We start from the raw sequence: 16,720 nt of genomic DNA, 5'->3' as shown, positions 1-16,720 counted from the left end.
CCATGGTGCCCGGCCCATCCATGGGGGTTCCATGACCGTCGCCATCGCCGCCAGCACCATCGCAAGACAGGCGTTCCGCCTGATGGAAATGCGTCCGCTGCAGTCCTTCGGGGAGAATACCGAAGAGGCGCAGGCGGCGGCAGAGCAGTATCCCGAGGCTCTGCGGATGATGCTGGAAGCCTATGACTGGTCTTTCGCGCGCCGGATGATCCGCCCGCCTCTGTCGCTGCCGGGCCCCAACGATGCGACGGATCCGGATCTGCCGCATGCGTTCCTGCTGCCGGATGACATGCTGAAGCTGCGGAAGGTCTATGGCAGCGGGATCCGGTATCGGGTCGATGGCATGACGCTGCGCGCCAGCGAAAGGCAGATCCTGATCCGGGGCACGTTCCACCTCACCAACGAGGCGCAGCTGCCGTCGGACTTCAAGCTGACCGTCGCCTGCCAGCTGGCCGTGCTGCTGTCGCCAAAGCTGGTCACCTCGCGCACGAAGCGGGTCGAGCTGAAGGATGATCTGAGCGCGGCATTCCAGCGCGCCATCACGTCCGATCAGGGCACCGCGTCTGGCACCCGGCTGGACGGGCTGCCGCAGCAGACCAGTGACGACTGGGCGGCGGGGGTCATGCGATGACCGCCTCCCGCCCGCCTCAGGTCGCGTTCTCTGCCGGGGAGATTGATCCGCTGCTGCACGCGCGGGAGGATTTCCAGCGGCACCAGACCGGCCTTGCGATCTGTCGCGGCTTCCTGCCGCTGCGGCAGGGCGGGTTCACCCGCGCGCCCGGCACCATCTTTCGCGGCACGACGCGGGGCAACGCTTATGCCATCCGCGTGCCTTTCATCTTTGCGGATGACGACGCGCTGGCGCTGGAATTTACCGCAGGCAAGATGCGGGTCTGGCGCTACGGCGCCTTGGTCATGCAGGGCGGTGTGCCCTATGAACTGGACACGCCATTCACCGCGGCGGACCTGCCCAACCTGAACCACATGCAGGACGCCGACGTGATGTATCTCGCGGACGGGCGGCACCCGCTGCAGCAGCTCAGCCGCTTCGCCCTGGACAACTGGACGCTTGCCCCGGCCAAGCTGGAGGCCGGGCCGTTCCGGGTCCAGAACCTTGATGAAGCGAAGACGATCCAGCTGATCGGCCCCGACGGCACCGGTGCGGAAACCTACTGGCAGGCGGACGAGGATCTGGAAATCGGCGACGTCCGCAAGACGGGCAGCCGGGTCTATGAATTCGCCGGTGTCGGATCGCCGCTTGAAGAGGCCGTAGACGGATCGTGTGGATCCACGGCGCCCCGACATACCAGCGGCACCGCACTGACTGGCGCTGGCTTTGGCAGCCCCGCCGTCTGGTGGACCTTCCTGTACGATACCATGATCGGCCCGGGTGCCGTCGGCGTGACGCTGGCTGCATCGGGGGACATCTTCACCCCGGAGCATGTCGGCGTGCTGATCCTGCTGGAGCCGACAGATTGGCGCAACGTGCCGATCTGGGTTGGCAATGCCGATTGCCAGGTGGGCCAGCTGGTCCGCTACGACCAGAATGTTTACGAGATCACGGCGGGCGATAACACCGGGATCAATCCCCCGGTCCACAGTTCGGGCACGGTGCGCACCGACCTGTCAAAAGCCACGCTCTACAAACACCATTCAACCGAAGCGGGGATTGTCCGCATCACCGAGGTTGTCGATACCAACACCGCCATTGCGGATGTTGTGACGGCTGTTCCGCAGCCCTGCGTCGATGACCCGACCTATCGCTGGTCCGAAGGCGCATGGAACGAGATTTACGGTTTCCCGCGTCACATCACCCTTCACCAGCAGCGGCTGGTTGCGGCGCGCACCCCGACAGAGCCGCGCACCATCACCTTTTCCACCATCGGCGCCTATCGGGATTTCCTGCCGAGCGATCAGGAGGACGGATCGTTCAGCTATGACATCGGCGGCGTCTCGTCCAAGAACGAAATCAACTGGCTCGTGTCGGGCCGTCGCGGCGTCTATATCGGTTCGCTTGGCGGCGTGCGGCTTGGGGCGGCGGGATCGCGTGATGAACCGATCACCCTGACCACCTTCCGCCCCGAAGTGGTGGCGACGGACGGCGCCGCCCGGGTGCAGCCCGCGCTGCCCTATGGCTGGCCGGTCTACGTCACCAAGGACCGCGCCCGGGTGATGGAGATCCGCTACAACTTCTCCGAAGACGCCATGCGACCCGTCGAGCTTTCCCTGCCGTCGCAGCATCTGGGCGGCGCCCGCTTCGAACAGATCGTGTGGCAGCCGTCGCCGTTTCAGCGCGGGTGGCTGCGTTGCGGCGACGGAACGCTGGCCTGCGTCATCTATGACCCGGAACAGGATGTGCTGGGCTGGGCGCCCGTTCCTGTGGCCGGTGGCTTTGTCGAGCACATCGATGTGACCCCCAGCGTCGATGCCGCCTATGACCTCCTGACCATGATCGTGCGCCGCGAGATCGGCGGCCAGACGGTCCGCTGCATCGAGGAGCAGGCGCTGAACGTGCTTCCCCTGTCCGGCGCGGGCGGGGTCGAAACCTTCAACCATGCCTTTTGCGGGGCAGTTTTTGATCCTGCTGTGCCGACCTCAGAATTCAGCCTGCCGCATCTGGCTGGTCAGACCGTGTCCGCATGGACCGACCGCGGCGCTTATGACGATCTGACCGTCTCACAGGATGGCAGTCTGACCCTTCCGGATCCTGTGTCCCACGCGGTCATCGGTCTGGTCGATACCAGCCACCGCGTGCGCACCTTGCCCCTGCGCGCCGGCGCCCGGGATGGTGACAGCCGCGGGCGAAAGCGGCGGTTGAAGCGGGGGTCTGCGGCTATCGTCCATCGCACGGCGGCGGGCTTCGTCCGCACGATCGAACGGAACGACGCCGGGGAGGAACACGCGGCAGCCCCCAGCGAACTGCTGCCCTACCGCATTCTGGAGACAGTCGCGCGCGACGCCAGCGGCATCGTCGGGCTTGGCTGTGACAGCGGCGAGGCGGACGAGGTGTCGATCGAATTCCTGCCGGACGGGCTCGCCCCTCTGACGATCACCGGCCTTGTGCCCAATATCGAAGAGGTTGGCGCCTGATGTGTGTTCCCGCAATCTTCGCTCCTGTTGTTGCCGGGGCAGCGGGCGCTGGCACAGCGGGCGCTGGTGCGGCGGCGGCCGCAATGACGACGGGGCAGGTGCTGCAGCTTGCCGGCACCGTCGCCGGGATTGGCGGCAGCATCTGGCAGGGCGTGCAGACCAACCGCGCTGCTGCCGCGCAGGCCAAGGCCATTGGCGAACAGAAGCAGCAGATGCTGCAGCTGAATTCGGTCGAGGATCAGCGCTACCGGGCACAGTTTCGCCGCCAGATCGGCAGCCAGCGGGCCGAGCTTGCCGCGCGGGGCGTCGATCTGGGCAGCCCGTCCGCAGTCTACCTTGGCCAGACGGCAGCCGAGGAAATGGCTTTCGGCAGTGCCGCGATCCGGCAGGGCGGGCAGGCCGAGGCAGTCGAACTGACCGGACAGCAGCGCATGCTGCGCGCCCAGGGCCGGAATGCCGTCATCAAGGGCGGCTTTTCCGCTGCGGCTGATTTCCTGACGGCAGCGCCTGACATCTGGCCGGAGCTTCTGGCATGACGCGGCTCACCGTCCCTGTCGGGCCGCTCAGCCCCGGTCGCGCCGCCCGGGCGCCGCAGCAGGCCGTGCCGACGGGCGGCGCAGCTCTGGCCGATTTCGGGCAGGTCATGGCGCAGGTCGGCAAGGGCCTCGAGGCGGAACGGCTGGACCGCGAGCTGAAGCGCAGTCAGGTCGATCTGACCCGCGACGTAAATGATCTTCGCCTGTCGGTGCAGCAGATCGGGGATCCCGATGCCGCAGACGCCGCGTGGTCGCAGGGCGTGCAGGCGCTGCGCGAGCAATACGACACCGCCACGGCAGAGACCGGCAGACCCCTGATCGATCCGAAGAACCGCGAGCCTTTCGGTCTTGCCTTCGACCAGCTGACCAACGCCGTGGCCTTCGACCTTGGGCGCCGCACGGTCGGCCTGCGCAATGCCGAGCGGGAGGCGTCGTTTCTGCGCTACGCCCATGAAGCGACCCGGACCGGCGCCAGCGCGGATGCGGGCACGGTTGACGTGCTCCTGTCTCAGGGCAACGAACAGATCGAGGGTCTGCTGGCCGCAGGTGTCATCGATGCCGCCGAGGCGGAGCGCCGCAGGATCGGTCTGCAGGGCGACATATCCAACGCCCGCGCCATCAGGATGGTGTCCGACGACCCGGAGGCCTTCATTGCCGCCGCCGATGCGGGCGGCTTCCTTGGGCTGGAAGCGGACACCGTCGCCCGCTACCGCGTGCAGGCCCAGGGGAAACTGGAGGCCGATGCCCGAGCCGCCGCGACGGCGGCAGAAAAGGCCGCACTCGAACGCAAGAAGGCGATCAATGACCGGATCCGGGAAATCAGGGACATCGCCGCCGATGGTCGCGAGGCGGTGGATGAACGGTTCCTCGAGGATCCAGAGGTTCAGCAGAGCGAGTATTATGGAGAGGCCAAGGCCGCCATTGCCCTGCGGGAAGAAAACGGATCGCTTGCCACCCTGACGCCCGCGCAGCTGGCCGCCCTCATCGATGAGGAGGAGGCGCGGAAGGTCACCAAGCCGTACCAGACCGAACGGCTGAAGGTTCTTCAGGAACGGCTTGAGGAGCACGAAAAGGGCTATGACGAAGACCCCATCGCCTATGCCGGCACCGTCGGCGTGGCCGAGATCAGCCCGATCGACTTTTCGGCGGACAGCGAGACGCTCGCCGCCGAGCTGACCCGGCGCGCTCAGATCGGCGAGGAGCTGGTATCCGCAGGCTTTGCACGCGATAGCCGCATCCTGACCGAAGCCGAAGCCGACGCACTGGAAACTGCCCTGGACGCAGAAAACGATCCGGAAGAGCGGATGCGTCTGGCCGGTGTTGTCTCCAGAACCGTGGGCACGGCAGAGCTGCAGCGGCTGAGCGGGGATCCGGTGCTTGTCCACGCGGGGGATTTCCTGTCGGCGGGCAACCCGCCCGGCCGGGCGCTCGACATGCTGCGCGGGCAGGCCGCTCTGGCGCGGGAAAACGTCGTCATGCCGCCGCTGGCCGACCGGCGCGGCGTGTCGTTTCAGGTGCTCGATGCGGTCTACGCAGACCTTCCGGGCGGGGATGCGCTTCAGGAGCGCACGCTTGCGGCGGCGGATGCCCTCTACGCCCGGCGCATGGGGCGGGTCGATCCGACCGCCGATATTGATGACGACCGTTACACGCAGGCCCTGCACGAGGTTCTGGGCGGCACCGGGCGCCACGGCACGGCCCAGGCGCGCGGCGGCATTCAGGAGGTTGCCGGCGTGCCCGTCATCCTGCCGAAGGGCGCCGGGGCGCCGGAGGTGGAGCAGGCGCTGTCGCGGCTTGGCTATGCGCAGGATCCCGGAAACCCGCGTTCCTTCAGGTGGTCCGCCGAGGGCCTTGAAGCGCGCCTGAAAGCGGTATCCGGGGGTCAGCTGCCCCGGATCGACGGCGAGTTGCCCGACCAGCGCACCATGTCGGAGCTGCAGCTGATGGCTGCGGGCGATGACAGCTACGTTTTTGTCCGCCCCTCTGCTGATCCCGCCGAGCCGCCGACCGTCCTCATGAACGATCAGGGGGCGCCGTTCACCTTCAGCTTGCGGCGCCTGCTGCGGGAGGCCGCGAAATGACCTTCATTCTGAAGGATACCGGCAGCGCGCCGCTTCTCGCGCCCCTGCAGGGCAAGGTGCCGGATTTTGGCGAAACCTTCTCCGCAGGAATCACCGCAGAGCGGATCGAGACCGACAGCTGGAACCGGGCCCAGCGGACCAGCCGCGAGGTGATGGAAGAGCAGGCTGCGCGGCTGCGCGACAGCAACGCCTATGGCGACGGGCCGGGCACCATCCGCAGCCGGTCCTCCAACTCGCGGTTCTTCAACGAACTGGACTATGTGCTTGATCGCAACCGGCAGATGCTGGCGCAGAACCCGGAGCTGCGAAACTTCGGCATCCCCCTGCCGACCACGCGCGAGGAGTTCGGTCAGGAGGTCACGTCCCGCCTGAAGGCGGAGCATGACGATGCCATGGACGTGCTGCAGCTTGGCGGCGGCGGCGCGGAATTTCTGGGCCGGATGTGGGCGGGTGCGACGGATCAGAGCACGGTCCTGTCCCTTCCTTTCGGGGCCAGCGCCGGCGCCCGACTTCTGACCGTCGTTGGCGTCGAGGCGGCCGTGAACGCTGGCGCCGAAGCCCTGCTGCTGGAGCGTCAGTTCGAAACAGCCGAGCGGCTGGATCTGCCGACACCGAACGTGGCAGGCCAGCTGGGCATGGCGGCGCTGACCGGCGGCCTCATCGGCGGCGGCATCGCGGGGGCGCTGCGCTACAGCCAATACCGCAGCACGCGCAATGCTGCTCTTGGGGGGCAGCGACCCCCGGGCGCGCCGCAGCTTGGCTTTGGTGACGATGTGGCGCGGGCAGGGCGGCAGATGCGCGGGGATGCCGTGCCGCCTGAGCCGTCGTCTGCAGGAACCATGGGCGGGATCCTTGGCCGCGATGCGCCCGGCATGGAAGCTGCCGATGCGGAGCTGCCAGCCTTTGACCGCGTCATCGAAGCCGGACGGGGCTTCACCGTGGTGCAATCGGCAGATGGCACCGCTCAGCGTCGCGAAGGTGCCCGCAACTGGCGCAACCATAACCCCGGCAATATCGAGTATGGCGATTTCGCTCGTAGGCATGGGGCGATAGGGACGGATGGCCGGTTTGCCGTGTTCCCGACATATGAGGCAGGGCGGGCCGCAAAGGCTGCGCTGCTGTTTGAAAGCGGAGCCTATCGCAACCTGTCGATTGCGGATGCGATCAACCGGTATGCTCCTCCATCTGAAAACAATACGGGTGCCTATATCAGCGTCGTCGCCCGTGCCGTGGGGGTATCGGCAGACACCCACACCGCGTCACTGACCCCGGCACAACGTCAGGTCATGCTGGATGCGATGGAGCGGCATGAAGGCTTCAAACCCGGAAAGGTTAATGGTGTGCAGGCCAGCGCACGCCAACGCGGCGGGGCGAGCGCGGACGCCGGCAGCTCCAGCTTTTCCGGCTATTCCACGCGGCGCGGCTACACCGCCACGGGGCAGGTTTCGGCGGGCGACGGGTTCCGCATCGATGTGGAATATCAGGTTGTGGATCTCGCCAGCCTGCAGCGCGCCAGCGGCGACCTGCAGCCGCGGGACCGCAGCCGGGCCTCGAGCGATGAACAGATCAGCGCCATCGCCGCAGGGCTTGATCCGGCCCGGCTCATGCCGTCGCCAGAGGCTGACCGGGGCGCACCGATCGTGGGCCCCGACAGCATGGTGGAAAGCGGCAATGGCAGGGTCGCCGCGATCGACCGCGCCTATAATCTGCATCCCGACCGCGCCGACGCCTATCGCCAGCAGATCATTGCCGCCGGCTTCGAGATCCCGGAGGGGATGCAGCGGCCCGTCCTGATCGGTCGCCGCACATCGGATCTGGACGGCACCCAGCGGCAGGGCTTCGTCCGTGCCGCCAACACCTCGCAGATCGCGCGCATGAGCGCTACCGAACGGGCGGCGATGGACGCGCGCGGGATCAACTCGGAAACCGTCGCCCTTTATGATCCGACGCAGGGGCTTAACACACCCGCCAATGCGCCCTTCACGCGCCGGGTTCTCGACAGCATGCCGCAGGCAGAGCGTTCGGGGCTGGTCGATGCCACTGGCAAAATCAACGCCGAAGGCCTGCGCCGGATCCGGGATGCCCTGTTCGCCCGCGCCTATGACGCGCCGGACATCGTCGCGCGCTATGCGGAAACCGAGGCGGGCGAGCTGAAGTCCCTGCTGGACGCGCTCGCGCAGGCGGCGCCGGAATGGGCGGCGTTGCGTCAGGCCGTCGCCGAAGGCCGGATCCGGGCCGAGATGGACATCACGCCGTTTGTCCTGGACGCGATGCGCACGATTGCCCTTGCGCGCGAGGTTGCTGCCCGGGAAGGCGGCAAGCTCGCCAGCGTGCTGGATGATATGCTGGCGCAGGTCGATCTGCTGGAGGGGAACACCGCGCCGCTGACCGTGGCCCTGATCCGCAAGTTTGCCCCGAACGGCCGCGCGGCCCGGGCCGAAACCATCGCCGAGTTTCTGAAACGCTATGCCGCCGAGGCCCAAAAGATCGGCGGGGCGGAGGCGGCGCTTTTTGATGCACCGGGCCCGCTCGATGCGCTGAAAGCGATCGACAAGGCCGCCTTTGGTGATCTGACCGAAATCGGCCGCGCCGCTGTGCCCCCCGCGCCGGAGCCCGAAATCCGGCTGGACGACATCCCCGAGGATGCCTTCGCGGCGGGGGCTGCCAGCCCGGAGGTGGAAGCCGCAGACGCGATCGGGGCGCAGCAGCTCCGCGATGCGGCGGACATGACGCCGCCCCGGACGCTTCAGGAAGTCGAGAACCCCCGGCAGGCTCTGGCCGATCTGAAGGCATCGCAGCCCTTCGAGACGGTGGATCAGCTTTACGAACTCGCGCCGGCGGCGCAGTCGTTTCTTGAGGATCTGGGCGTGCGCGTGGCGGATGATCTTGGCATCACCTTCAAGACGCCTGGGCTGAAGGTGAAGGCTACCGCCTTGGAGAAGATGCAGCGCAAGGCATATGAGACCGCGCAGGAAATGACCGACGTCGCGCGCGGCGGCTTCCTTGTGAATACCGCCGAGGACGCAGATCGCCTCGTGGCTCGGCTTGCCGCTGCCGCTGGTGTTCTGGACGAAGGCTGGTCGGTGACCAATGACGGTTACTTTGATCGGAAGGTGCTGGTTCAAACCCCGAACGGAGTGGTGGCCGAGGTGCAGATCTGGTCACCGGCGATGCTGGAGGCCAAGAACGCGACAGGGCACGCACTCTACGAAAGATATAGGAGCTCTGGCGACGCTGAAGAGAGCGAGGCGCTGATGCAGCAGATGCGTGATCTTTATTCCGCGGCGCTGTCCCGCGACGATGCCTCGTTTGCGAAGCTGGTGGGCACCTCGAACTCCCCGAAGGTGCTTGCGAACCAGGACTTCAGCGTCTCGGCAGAGTCGAGCACCCGCGCAGTATGGGACACGTCAGCTGCATCGACCGGCACCCAGTCGCCGCCCGGCTTGAGAAGCGCCAGCGCCTCTTTTCGCGAAGCCGAGAACAGCACCGCAGGGCGACCGTCCCAGTCAGTGAATACGGGTGATGTCATGGGGGATACCTCCGGATCAAACGTAGATGCGGCAGATCTCGATGACAAGGCCCTGCAGGAGCTTCAGGCCTTTGCTGCCGAAGAATTCGAACTGGAAAGCGGCATCCGTCTCAGCGTGCGCGAAATGCTCGATGACATCGACCAGGACGATGCGCTGGCAACCGTTGTCGACCTCTGCGGTGTGAAAGGAAAAGCCTGATGGCCAATATTCATGATTGTCTCGATCGCGCCGTGCAGGGCGGTGAACTGGACAGCACCCGCGCGACCGAGGCGGCGCGGGAATTCGATCAGCTGATGGCCCGGTATGAAACCGTCATGCCGCCCCATCAGGCTGAAGCGGCCGCGCTTGCCGATCTGAAAGAGGCAACCAGAAAGCAGGCGCGGTCGCGCCGACACGCCGTCATCAACCAGCTGCAGGGCATGCGCCGTCTTCATACCCTGATCAGCGACGCCCCGGATCCGGCGCTGGCCCTGCGCGACCTTATCGAGCATTCCGAAAACAGCGGTTTCCGGGGGGAGAGCGTGGAAAGCGTCCGCCGGGCGCTGGTGCGTTCGGTGAACCATGGCATCCGCGACGTGCTGAAATCGACCGGGCGGAACCTGCTGGGTGTCAGCCGGAACAAGGCGCGGCTGCGCAATGTGCTGCGCGAGTTGCACGGGCAGGACAGCGGCGATCTGGTGGCCAAGGCGCTGGCCGACGCCGTGGGCAAGCAGCAGGAACGCCTGCGCCAGCTGTTCAACGCCTATGGGGGCGACATCGGCAAGCTCGACAATTTTGGTGTCAGTCATTCCCATGATGCGGCTGCCATCCGCAAGGCGGCGCCGGGCGAATGGGAGCAGTTTGTTTTCGACCGGCTGGACTGGTCGCGCATCACCGATCTGCGCACCGGCAAGCCCTTTGCGTCCGAGCGCGGCGCGATGCCGAACCGGGCTCGCGCGATGGAGTTTCTGGCCGAGATCCGCGAGGGCATCCTGACCCAGGGCTCGAACCGCCGCGATCCCCGCATGACCCCCGGCGGCAAGGCGCTTTACAACCGGCATGCCGAACACCGGGTTCTGCACTTCCTCGATGGCGACACATGGATGGACTACAACGCCCGCTTCGGGGCCTCTGATCCCTTTTCCTCCATGGTGGGCGGGTTGCACGGTCTGGCGCGCGACATTGCCCAGATGCGCGTCCTTGGCCCCAATCCGCGCATGGGTCTGGAATTCGCGTCACAGGTGGCCACGAAACGGGTTGCGGGAAATGTCAGCGCCGAAAAGGCGGTGCGCAAGAAGGCGGCGCTGGCTCGCACGATGCTGGCCCATATCGACGGGTCCGTGAACCAGACCGAACAGGAGGGCTGGGCCCGCTTCTTTGCAAGCACCCGCAGTGTCCTGACATCGGCGAAGCTGGGGGCGGCAATCTTGTCTTCGCCCACGGATCTTGCCACCATCTCCATGGCGGCAAAGGTGTCGGGCTTGCAGCCTCGGAACGTGCTCGCGCGGTCTGCTCAGCTGGCGGCCAGCAACGCGACGCGCGAGACCGCAGCGCGCATGGGCTATGTCGCTGACACCTTGGCGGATACCGGCAGCGCTGCCGCCCGCTTCCTGTCCGAGCAGATGTCGTCAGAGCTCACCAACCGCCTGACCAGCTTCACGATCCGCGCCTCTGGTCTGAGCTTCTGGACAGACATGCACCGCACCGCCTTCCAGATGGAGTTTGCGGGGTTTCTGGCGGACAATGCCGGGCGCAGCTTTGACCAGATCGACGAACCGCTGCGGAAGATCTTTGAGGCGCGCGGCATCACGCCTCAGGATTGGGACAACCTGCGCGCTCCTGATGCGATGTTCCGCACGCCGGATGGTGTCACCTTCCTGACCCCCTTTCACTGGCGCGAGCATCAGACAGCCCTGCCACCCATGGAGGCGGAGGGGCTGGCGCTGCGCCTGCAGATGGCGATCGAAGAACAGCTTGAATATGCGGTGCCCAACCTGCGGATCGAAGGCAGGGCGCTGACCGTTGGCGACACGCGGCCCGGCACGATCGCGGGCGAGCTGCTGCGCAGTTCGACCATGTTCAAAGGCTTCGCGCTGTCGCTGACCATGGGCCAGTACCGGCGTTGGCTGGCCATGCCCACGGGCTCCGATCGCGCCGTCTATGCCGCGCAGATGAGCGCGGGGCTCATCGTTCTCGGCGCGCTTGCCCTGCAGCTGAAGGAGCTCGCCAAGGGGAACGATCCGCGCCCAATGGACGATGCCAAATTCTGGGGCGGCGCGGTGCTGCAGGGCGGTGGCCTTGGCATCTTCGGCGATTTCTTCGCGGCGGAGACCAACCGTTTCGGCGGCGGACTGGCCGAAACCATCGCCGGGCCGGTGGTGTCCTTTGCAGGCGACGCCTTGAATGTGCCGCTGTCCAACGCCACGCGGGCAGCCGAGGGTGAAAGCACCTTCGTTGGCCGGGATGTGTCGAATTTCATCCGCTACAACACGCCCGTCCTGTCGTCGCTCTGGTATCAGCGCGTCGCCTTCGACCGGATGGTGGCCGATCAGCTGCAGTCCTTTCTGGATCCCGAGGCGGAAGATCTCTGGCGGCGGCAGATGCGCAAGCGCGAGCGCGATTACGGGACGCGCGGCTGGTGGGACCGTGGCGCGGCGCTGCCGTCGCGCGCGCCTGATCTTGGCAATGCACTCGGAGGACAGAGATGAGCGTGGACGAGCTGACACCGGCTCCGGTGCAGATCATTGCCGGGCAGGGCCCTTACATCGTGCCGCATCCCTATGGCGGCGCTGACGAGCTGCGGGTGACGGTGGTTTCCCTGACCGGCCGAACCGTTCTCAGCCAGTCGCAGTTTTCGCTCAGCCCCGCTGCTGCGGAGATGTCGGGGGCGCTGACGCTTGATGCCACTGTCGCCGGCCTGCACGCGGGCGCCAAGCTGGCAATCCAGCGCAGCACCCGGATCGAACAGGGCTACAGGGGCGAGAACGCGCGCGAGCGTGGGCTGCAGCGGCAGCTGGATCGCACGACGCAGGCGACGCAGGACACCCGCCGCGAGCTCGACAGCGCCCTGCGCACGCCCCCGGATCATGGACCGCTTCGGCCTGTGACACGTCCTCCCGAGGAACGCGGTGGCAAGATCTTCGCCTGGTCGGACGACGGCTATGAGGTGATCGAGGGGCCGCACCTGCAGGCGGTCGCGTCCCTGATTGCCAGCCGTCCCATGTCATTCCCGATGGATCTGGGCTGGGCGAACGACCCCGTCATCACGGCAACCTATGACCTCGGCTGGTCGAACGAAGACGCTTAGGCAGGAGACAGGACATGGCTCAGGAATTGCAGCTGCGGCGCGGCACATCGGCAATGCTCGACAACAGCGTCGGCGCGTTTTCGGAGGTGCAAGTTGACGTGGATACCAAGGAGCTGCGGGTTTTCGATGGTGAAACCTTGGGAGGCTTCGCCTTGGCGCGAAAGCCCTTCAACGCGGTTTCCTATCTCCTGGCTTCCGGCGAGAGCTGGAAGCCAGGAGAAGTTATCTACTCGGGGGATTTTCGGTTCGAGGCTAAGGCCTCCACGGATACGGACTATGATTTTGTGAATGCCGCACAACAGCGGCTGAAGGTGCTGCCATTGGGCGGTGTCCTCTACCTCGATTCGTTCGGGGCAGATCCTGATGGTGTGCTGCCATCGACCCTGGCCTTCCGCCAGTTCCTGAAGGCCAATGCGCGTCGCGGGGGCGGGCACGCAAAAGCGGGCGGGTTCTACAGGCTGGGCGATCCGGGCGACCCGGTGATTGACGATGCGCCAGCCTGCTACTCCTATGACGTGCCGAAGTCCGGGCGGGACAGCTACTTCGACTTTCGGGGCGCGAACTTCCTGTTCACGGAAGGCACCGGCAAATGGGCGCTGCGGATTTATCAGCTTGGCAACAATGCAGGCTGGAAGACACCGATCATCGACGGCGGGTTCTTCCATGCCGCAGACAGCCTCATTGACCCTCTCGGCTGCATCCTCTGGGACGACATCGGGGGCGGGAACACCAAGGGGCTGAGATTTTATCGGTGGCGGCATTCCGGACTGAAGAGCGCCGTCTGCCTTTTCCAGCGCAATTGCACCTCATGGTCCGAGAACAACACCCATGAGGACATGAAGGCGCTGGACTGCGACCGGCTTTACGACAATGGAGCGCGCCCCGACTCCACGGCGACGGCCAGCCAGGCCCGGACCAATATGGATCTCATATTTGGCAGCACCGCCAAATCCTACCTGATCGTCAACCGCATGGGCATGTATGACAGCCAGATCACGCGCGTGAAGGGCAATGGCCAGAAGATCGCGGTGTTCCGGAACAACGGCGGCGGCATCTACGGCAGTCGGATCAAGGATATCGACTTCGAGCAGGGGTATGAAGGAAAGACCACGACCAGCGGCATCATGACCGCCGGAAGCAACGTGCTGACCCTCGACGGCGAAACCCAGTTCGGCGAGTGGATGGCGGAGGGTCAGCCCGTGGACATTGCCGGGGCTGGGACCGGTGGCGCCACCCTGAAGACGTGGATCACCGGGTTCACATCCTCGTCCGAGGTGACCGTCTCTCACAATGCCTCTGAGAGCGTGGTGGGGGCCACGGTCACAACCCTTCCGACCGTCTGCTATGAAGAGGCCGGGCCGACGCATCAGTTCAAGACGGAAGAGCTGAGCCACCGCAACAATGGGCGGCAGTTCGACGATCGCAAATTCACCGGTCTGGACCGATCGCGCCGGCCCATGACCTTCGGCGCGCTGCAGGCCTCGGGGGATATCGAAACCACACAGGGCGCCCTCAAAGGCCCGCGCCTCGCCGTGGGCGCCAAGGTCGAAAGCGCGGCCACGGTGACGCTTGATGCGACCGATAGTTCGGTCTGGACGACGGTGCGGGATGCGGACGGCAACCCCGTGCAGGTCAACCGCTCGCGGGTCTACGTGCAGCTCATCCTCTCAACGGTGATCAGCGCGCGGTATCGCTCTGGCAGTCTCAACGACTTTGGCACCTTCGGTGGGGGGCTGATTGACGAGCTTCGTGACACCGACACCTATACGCAGCCGCTCGAAGTCCGAACGACTGGTGGCGTCCTGCAGGTCCACTCTGCGGCTGATCTCGCCGCGTGGCGGGGCAGGACGCTCAAAGTCCATATGGAACGCTACCTCTGAGGATGATCCCATGAAAACGCTTGCTGATTTCTGCACCTTCGACTTCCTGCCCTGGGCGGATTATTCCGTCCGGGATTTCCTCGTGCAGCTGGATCCGGACGATGTGGATCGGGTCCGCGTCTACCGCCCGCGCGACAGGAATGCCGAGGAGATCTGGATCTACCTCGACGGGGGGCGCGTGGCTGTCGTCAAGAACGGCACCCCCGTCACCCTCACCCGCGATGACCTCGCGCCCTGGCTCGACCAGGCCGAGGCCGACGCGCTGGTGGCGGAGGTAAGGGCAGGGTTCGGGTTGATGTAATGGATCCGGAGTGGTGGGTAGAGAGGTTCGGGACGATTGGCCTGATGCTGGCCGCGATGGTCTATGACCGTCAGCGGCTGCTGAAGGACAACGCCCAGCGTCAGGAACGCATCGACCGGCTGACAGACCGGCTGATCGAACAGTCCCAGCAGAACCTTGAAAGCTCGATCCAGCGCGAGGTGCAGACGCTGGCCCAGCTCGAACGCATCTCCGCCGCGATCCAGAAGGGAGCAGCAGGATGAACATCTGGCCCTTCCGCAGACCACCCCACCCTGAAGAAGACGAGCGTATCCGCCGCGCTGCGGCCGGCATCGCCGCACAGGAGCGCCAGCTCGCGGAGCTGCGGCTCAAGCGTGAAAGCCTCGAGCGGGAAATCTCCAACGCGCTCGACGAGATCACCCGACGTCCGAAGGAGAGACACTAATGGCCATGCACCACGCCACGGCACTCGCCACCCTGCTGATCGGCCTCTGGGCTGCACGGGCATATATCCCGAACCTGCTCGCCTCGATGACGCCGCCGGCGGCGCATCTGGCCTGGGGCTTCTTCTTCGTCGCGTTCGGCGCCATTGGCCGATCCGTCTACTGGTCCTTTGGCCGCGTCGTCACGGGTGACGAATGGCCGTTCGTCCGCGATCTGCTGGGTGGCCTCAACATCAACATGGGCTTCGAGCTCTGCCTGATCATCGGCCTGCTGCTGATCCTGCGGGCGCGCCTTCTGGCGATCCCCGAAGATGACCGGCCCGCCTACAACCTGTTCACCTGTGTGACCTATCCCGAGCCGTTCCGGCTCTACTCCATCCTGAGGAGACCGAAGTGATGTTCTATAAAGGCGCCGCCCGTCGGCTGGATGACATCGATCTGCCGCGCATCGGGCATCGAATCGGCGTGGGCGAGGACGAGCTGCACGCGGTGCTCGACGTGGAGGCGAGCAACAGCGGCTTCTTTCCTGACGGGCGGCTGAAGATGCTGCCAGAGCGGCATGTCTTCTGGCGGGAGCTTGGCGCGGGCCCGCGGCGGGACGAAGCCGCGCGGCAGGGGCTGGCCTATCCGAAATGGGGAGAACGGCCCTATCCCGTCTCGGCCGATGCGCGCTACGCGCTCTTTGCGCGCATGGCGGCGATCGACGAACGCGCCGCGATCCGGTCCTGTTCTTGGGGGCTGCCCCAGATGATGGGGTTCAACGCCTCGCTCTGCGGCTACGATACCGGGCGCGCGATGGTCGAGGACTTCGCGCAGGATGAGGAACACCAGCTGGACGCCATGGTCACCTTCATCGTAGCGGCCGGCCTCGATGACGAACTGCGCCGGCACGACTGGCGGGGCTTTGCTCGTTGCTACAACGGCCCGGGCTATGCGACCCATGGTTACCACACTCGCCTCGCGGACCGCTTCCGCTGGTGGCAGGGCAAGCCGGACACGCCCTGGTCGCCGGGCATGTGCGGCGTTGCCTCTGTTCAGGTAGAGGATCTGAACCGGGTGCTGGTGGCATGATTCGCAACATCCTCGCAGCGGCGCTGTGCGCGGCCCTGAGTGCGGTGGCCGGCCTTGGCCTGCTCCTGCACCGGGAAAGGCAGGCCGGCGCCGCTCTGGCGCAGGATAACGCGGCACTCGACGTGGCGCTGACCGGATGCAGCGCCCGTGTTCTTGCAATCACGAGAGACAAGGAGAGCGATCATGCGATTGACCAGCTGCCTGACTTTGATCTGCGGCATGTGCCTGACCACTGGCTGCGCTGACCCCGCGCGCAAGCTTGAGCTGGTCCCGACCGAGGGGCCGCTTTTCTGCGACGTGGAACAGCCAAGGCGGTTCACGCGCGAAGAGCTCGAGGTCCGGTCGGACCGCTGGCCCGAAAACCTGCGGCTGGACATTAAGACCAACACGACATGGGACCGGGAATGCGCGCCAGAGATTCAGCAGCACAGCATCACAGAACGATAGTGCGAATAAACTGCTCGACCGGTCAGGCAACTACATACCGGACGCGGAATGTTTGCACAGTGACTCGGGCGACAGG

General features: G+C 65.8%; 15 protein-coding genes. All 15 read left to right on the top strand.

The window, feature by feature from the left end:
• The first annotated feature begins 31 nt into the window (after nt 1–31).
• The 15 genes from BLR51_RS08920 (at nt 32) to BLR51_RS27710 (ending at nt 16,644) form a co-directional block, all read left to right on the top strand.
• Nucleotides 32–631: a phage connector family protein gene (locus BLR51_RS08920; RefSeq protein ID WP_089846010.1), complete on the top strand. Its 600-nt coding sequence runs from the start codon at nt 32–34 to the stop codon at nt 629–631.
• Entirely contained in the window at nt 628–3,090 is a 2,463-nt protein-coding gene (locus BLR51_RS08915) for a phage tail protein (protein WP_089846008.1), read from the top strand. The genes BLR51_RS08920 and BLR51_RS08915 overlap by 4 nt, the downstream gene beginning before the upstream one ends.
• Nucleotides 3,091–3,173: 83 nt before the next feature.
• Nucleotides 3,174–3,626: a hypothetical protein gene (locus BLR51_RS08910; RefSeq protein WP_089846006.1), complete on the top strand. Its 453-nt coding sequence runs from the start codon at nt 3,174–3,176 to the stop codon at nt 3,624–3,626.
• Nucleotides 3,623–5,707, top strand: a complete 2,085-nt coding sequence (locus tag BLR51_RS08905) for a hypothetical protein (protein WP_089846004.1) — start codon at nt 3,623–3,625, stop codon at nt 5,705–5,707. The genes BLR51_RS08910 and BLR51_RS08905 overlap by 4 nt, the downstream gene beginning before the upstream one ends.
• A 260-nt stretch (nt 5,708–5,967) precedes the next feature.
• Nucleotides 5,968–9,435, top strand: coding sequence for a hypothetical protein (locus BLR51_RS08900; protein ID WP_131821801.1), 3,468 nt, complete (start codon nt 5,968–5,970; stop codon nt 9,433–9,435).
• Nucleotides 9,435–11,924: a hypothetical protein gene (locus tag BLR51_RS08895; RefSeq protein ID WP_089846000.1), complete on the top strand. Its 2,490-nt coding sequence runs from the start codon at nt 9,435–9,437 to the stop codon at nt 11,922–11,924. Before BLR51_RS08900 ends, BLR51_RS08895 begins: the two co-directional genes overlap by 1 nt.
• Nucleotides 11,921–12,523: a hypothetical protein gene (locus BLR51_RS08890; protein ID WP_089845998.1), complete on the top strand. Its 603-nt coding sequence runs from the start codon at nt 11,921–11,923 to the stop codon at nt 12,521–12,523. Before BLR51_RS08895 ends, BLR51_RS08890 begins: the two co-directional genes overlap by 4 nt.
• A gap of 14 nt (nt 12,524–12,537) precedes the next feature.
• Nucleotides 12,538–14,403 carry a hyaluronate lyase N-terminal domain-containing protein gene (locus BLR51_RS08885; RefSeq protein WP_089845996.1) on the top strand — a complete coding sequence of 622 codons (1,866 nt, stop codon included), beginning with the start codon at nt 12,538–12,540 and terminating at the stop codon, nt 14,401–14,403.
• Between the two features lie 10 nt (nt 14,404–14,413).
• Entirely contained in the window at nt 14,414–14,704 is a 291-nt protein-coding gene (locus tag BLR51_RS08880) for a hypothetical protein (protein ID WP_089845994.1), read from the top strand.
• Nucleotides 14,704–14,946 (top strand): hypothetical protein, encoded by a 243-nt coding sequence (locus tag BLR51_RS08875; protein ID WP_131821800.1) that lies wholly within the window; start codon nt 14,704–14,706, stop codon nt 14,944–14,946. Before BLR51_RS08880 ends, BLR51_RS08875 begins: the two co-directional genes overlap by 1 nt.
• Nucleotides 14,943–15,128: a hypothetical protein gene (locus tag BLR51_RS08870; protein WP_089845990.1), complete on the top strand. Its 186-nt coding sequence runs from the start codon at nt 14,943–14,945 to the stop codon at nt 15,126–15,128. Before BLR51_RS08875 ends, BLR51_RS08870 begins: the two co-directional genes overlap by 4 nt.
• Nucleotides 15,128–15,523 (top strand): hypothetical protein, encoded by a 396-nt coding sequence (locus BLR51_RS08865; RefSeq protein ID WP_089845988.1) that lies wholly within the window; start codon nt 15,128–15,130, stop codon nt 15,521–15,523. Before BLR51_RS08870 ends, BLR51_RS08865 begins: the two co-directional genes overlap by 1 nt.
• Nucleotides 15,523–16,197: an N-acetylmuramidase family protein gene (locus tag BLR51_RS08860; RefSeq protein ID WP_089845986.1), complete on the top strand. Its 675-nt coding sequence runs from the start codon at nt 15,523–15,525 to the stop codon at nt 16,195–16,197. The genes BLR51_RS08865 and BLR51_RS08860 overlap by 1 nt, the downstream gene beginning before the upstream one ends.
• Nucleotides 16,194–16,442, top strand: a complete 249-nt coding sequence (locus BLR51_RS08855) for a hypothetical protein (protein WP_089845984.1) — start codon at nt 16,194–16,196, stop codon at nt 16,440–16,442. Before BLR51_RS08860 ends, BLR51_RS08855 begins: the two co-directional genes overlap by 4 nt.
• The gene (locus BLR51_RS27710; protein WP_165616778.1) at nt 16,381–16,644 is read left to right on the top strand and encodes a hypothetical protein; all 264 of its coding nucleotides are present in this window, start codon (nt 16,381–16,383) and stop codon (nt 16,642–16,644) included. The genes BLR51_RS08855 and BLR51_RS27710 overlap by 62 nt, the downstream gene beginning before the upstream one ends.
• Nucleotides 16,645–16,720: the final 76 nt, after the last annotated feature.

Origin of the sequence: Salipiger marinus (genome assembly GCF_900100085.1) — a bacterium.
Taxonomy (GTDB): Bacteria; Pseudomonadota; Alphaproteobacteria; order Rhodobacterales; family Rhodobacteraceae; genus Salipiger; species Salipiger marinus.
The sequence above is the reverse complement of the archived record's forward strand: the minus strand, read 5'-3'. Positions and strand labels throughout refer to the sequence as shown.

Excerpts from the sequence above, each read along its gene's own strand:
- BLR51_RS08920 (WP_089846010.1), top strand. The coding sequence starts at position 32 with ATGACCGTCGCCATCGCCGCCAGCACCATCGCAAGACAGGCGTTCCGC.
- BLR51_RS08915 (WP_089846008.1), top strand. The coding sequence starts at position 628 with ATGACCGCCTCCCGCCCGCCTCAGGTCGCGTTCTCTGCCGGGGAGATT.
- BLR51_RS08910 (WP_089846006.1), top strand. The coding sequence starts at position 3,174 with ATGACGACGGGGCAGGTGCTGCAGCTTGCCGGCACCGTCGCCGGGATT.
- BLR51_RS08905 (WP_089846004.1), top strand. The coding sequence starts at position 3,623 with ATGACGCGGCTCACCGTCCCTGTCGGGCCGCTCAGCCCCGGTCGCGCC.
- BLR51_RS08895 (WP_089846000.1), top strand. The coding sequence starts at position 9,435 with ATGGCCAATATTCATGATTGTCTCGATCGCGCCGTGCAGGGCGGTGAA.
- BLR51_RS08890 (WP_089845998.1), top strand. The coding sequence starts at position 11,921 with ATGAGCGTGGACGAGCTGACACCGGCTCCGGTGCAGATCATTGCCGGG.
- BLR51_RS08885 (WP_089845996.1), top strand. The coding sequence starts at position 12,538 with ATGGCTCAGGAATTGCAGCTGCGGCGCGGCACATCGGCAATGCTCGAC.
- BLR51_RS08880 (WP_089845994.1), top strand. The coding sequence starts at position 14,414 with ATGAAAACGCTTGCTGATTTCTGCACCTTCGACTTCCTGCCCTGGGCG.
- BLR51_RS08875 (WP_131821800.1), top strand. The coding sequence starts at position 14,704 with ATGGATCCGGAGTGGTGGGTAGAGAGGTTCGGGACGATTGGCCTGATG.
- BLR51_RS08870 (WP_089845990.1), top strand. The coding sequence starts at position 14,943 with ATGAACATCTGGCCCTTCCGCAGACCACCCCACCCTGAAGAAGACGAG.
- BLR51_RS08865 (WP_089845988.1), top strand. The coding sequence starts at position 15,128 with ATGGCCATGCACCACGCCACGGCACTCGCCACCCTGCTGATCGGCCTC.
- BLR51_RS08860 (WP_089845986.1), top strand. The coding sequence starts at position 15,523 with ATGTTCTATAAAGGCGCCGCCCGTCGGCTGGATGACATCGATCTGCCG.
- BLR51_RS08855 (WP_089845984.1), top strand. The coding sequence starts at position 16,194 with ATGATTCGCAACATCCTCGCAGCGGCGCTGTGCGCGGCCCTGAGTGCG.
- BLR51_RS27710 (WP_165616778.1), top strand. The coding sequence starts at position 16,381 with ATGCGATTGACCAGCTGCCTGACTTTGATCTGCGGCATGTGCCTGACC.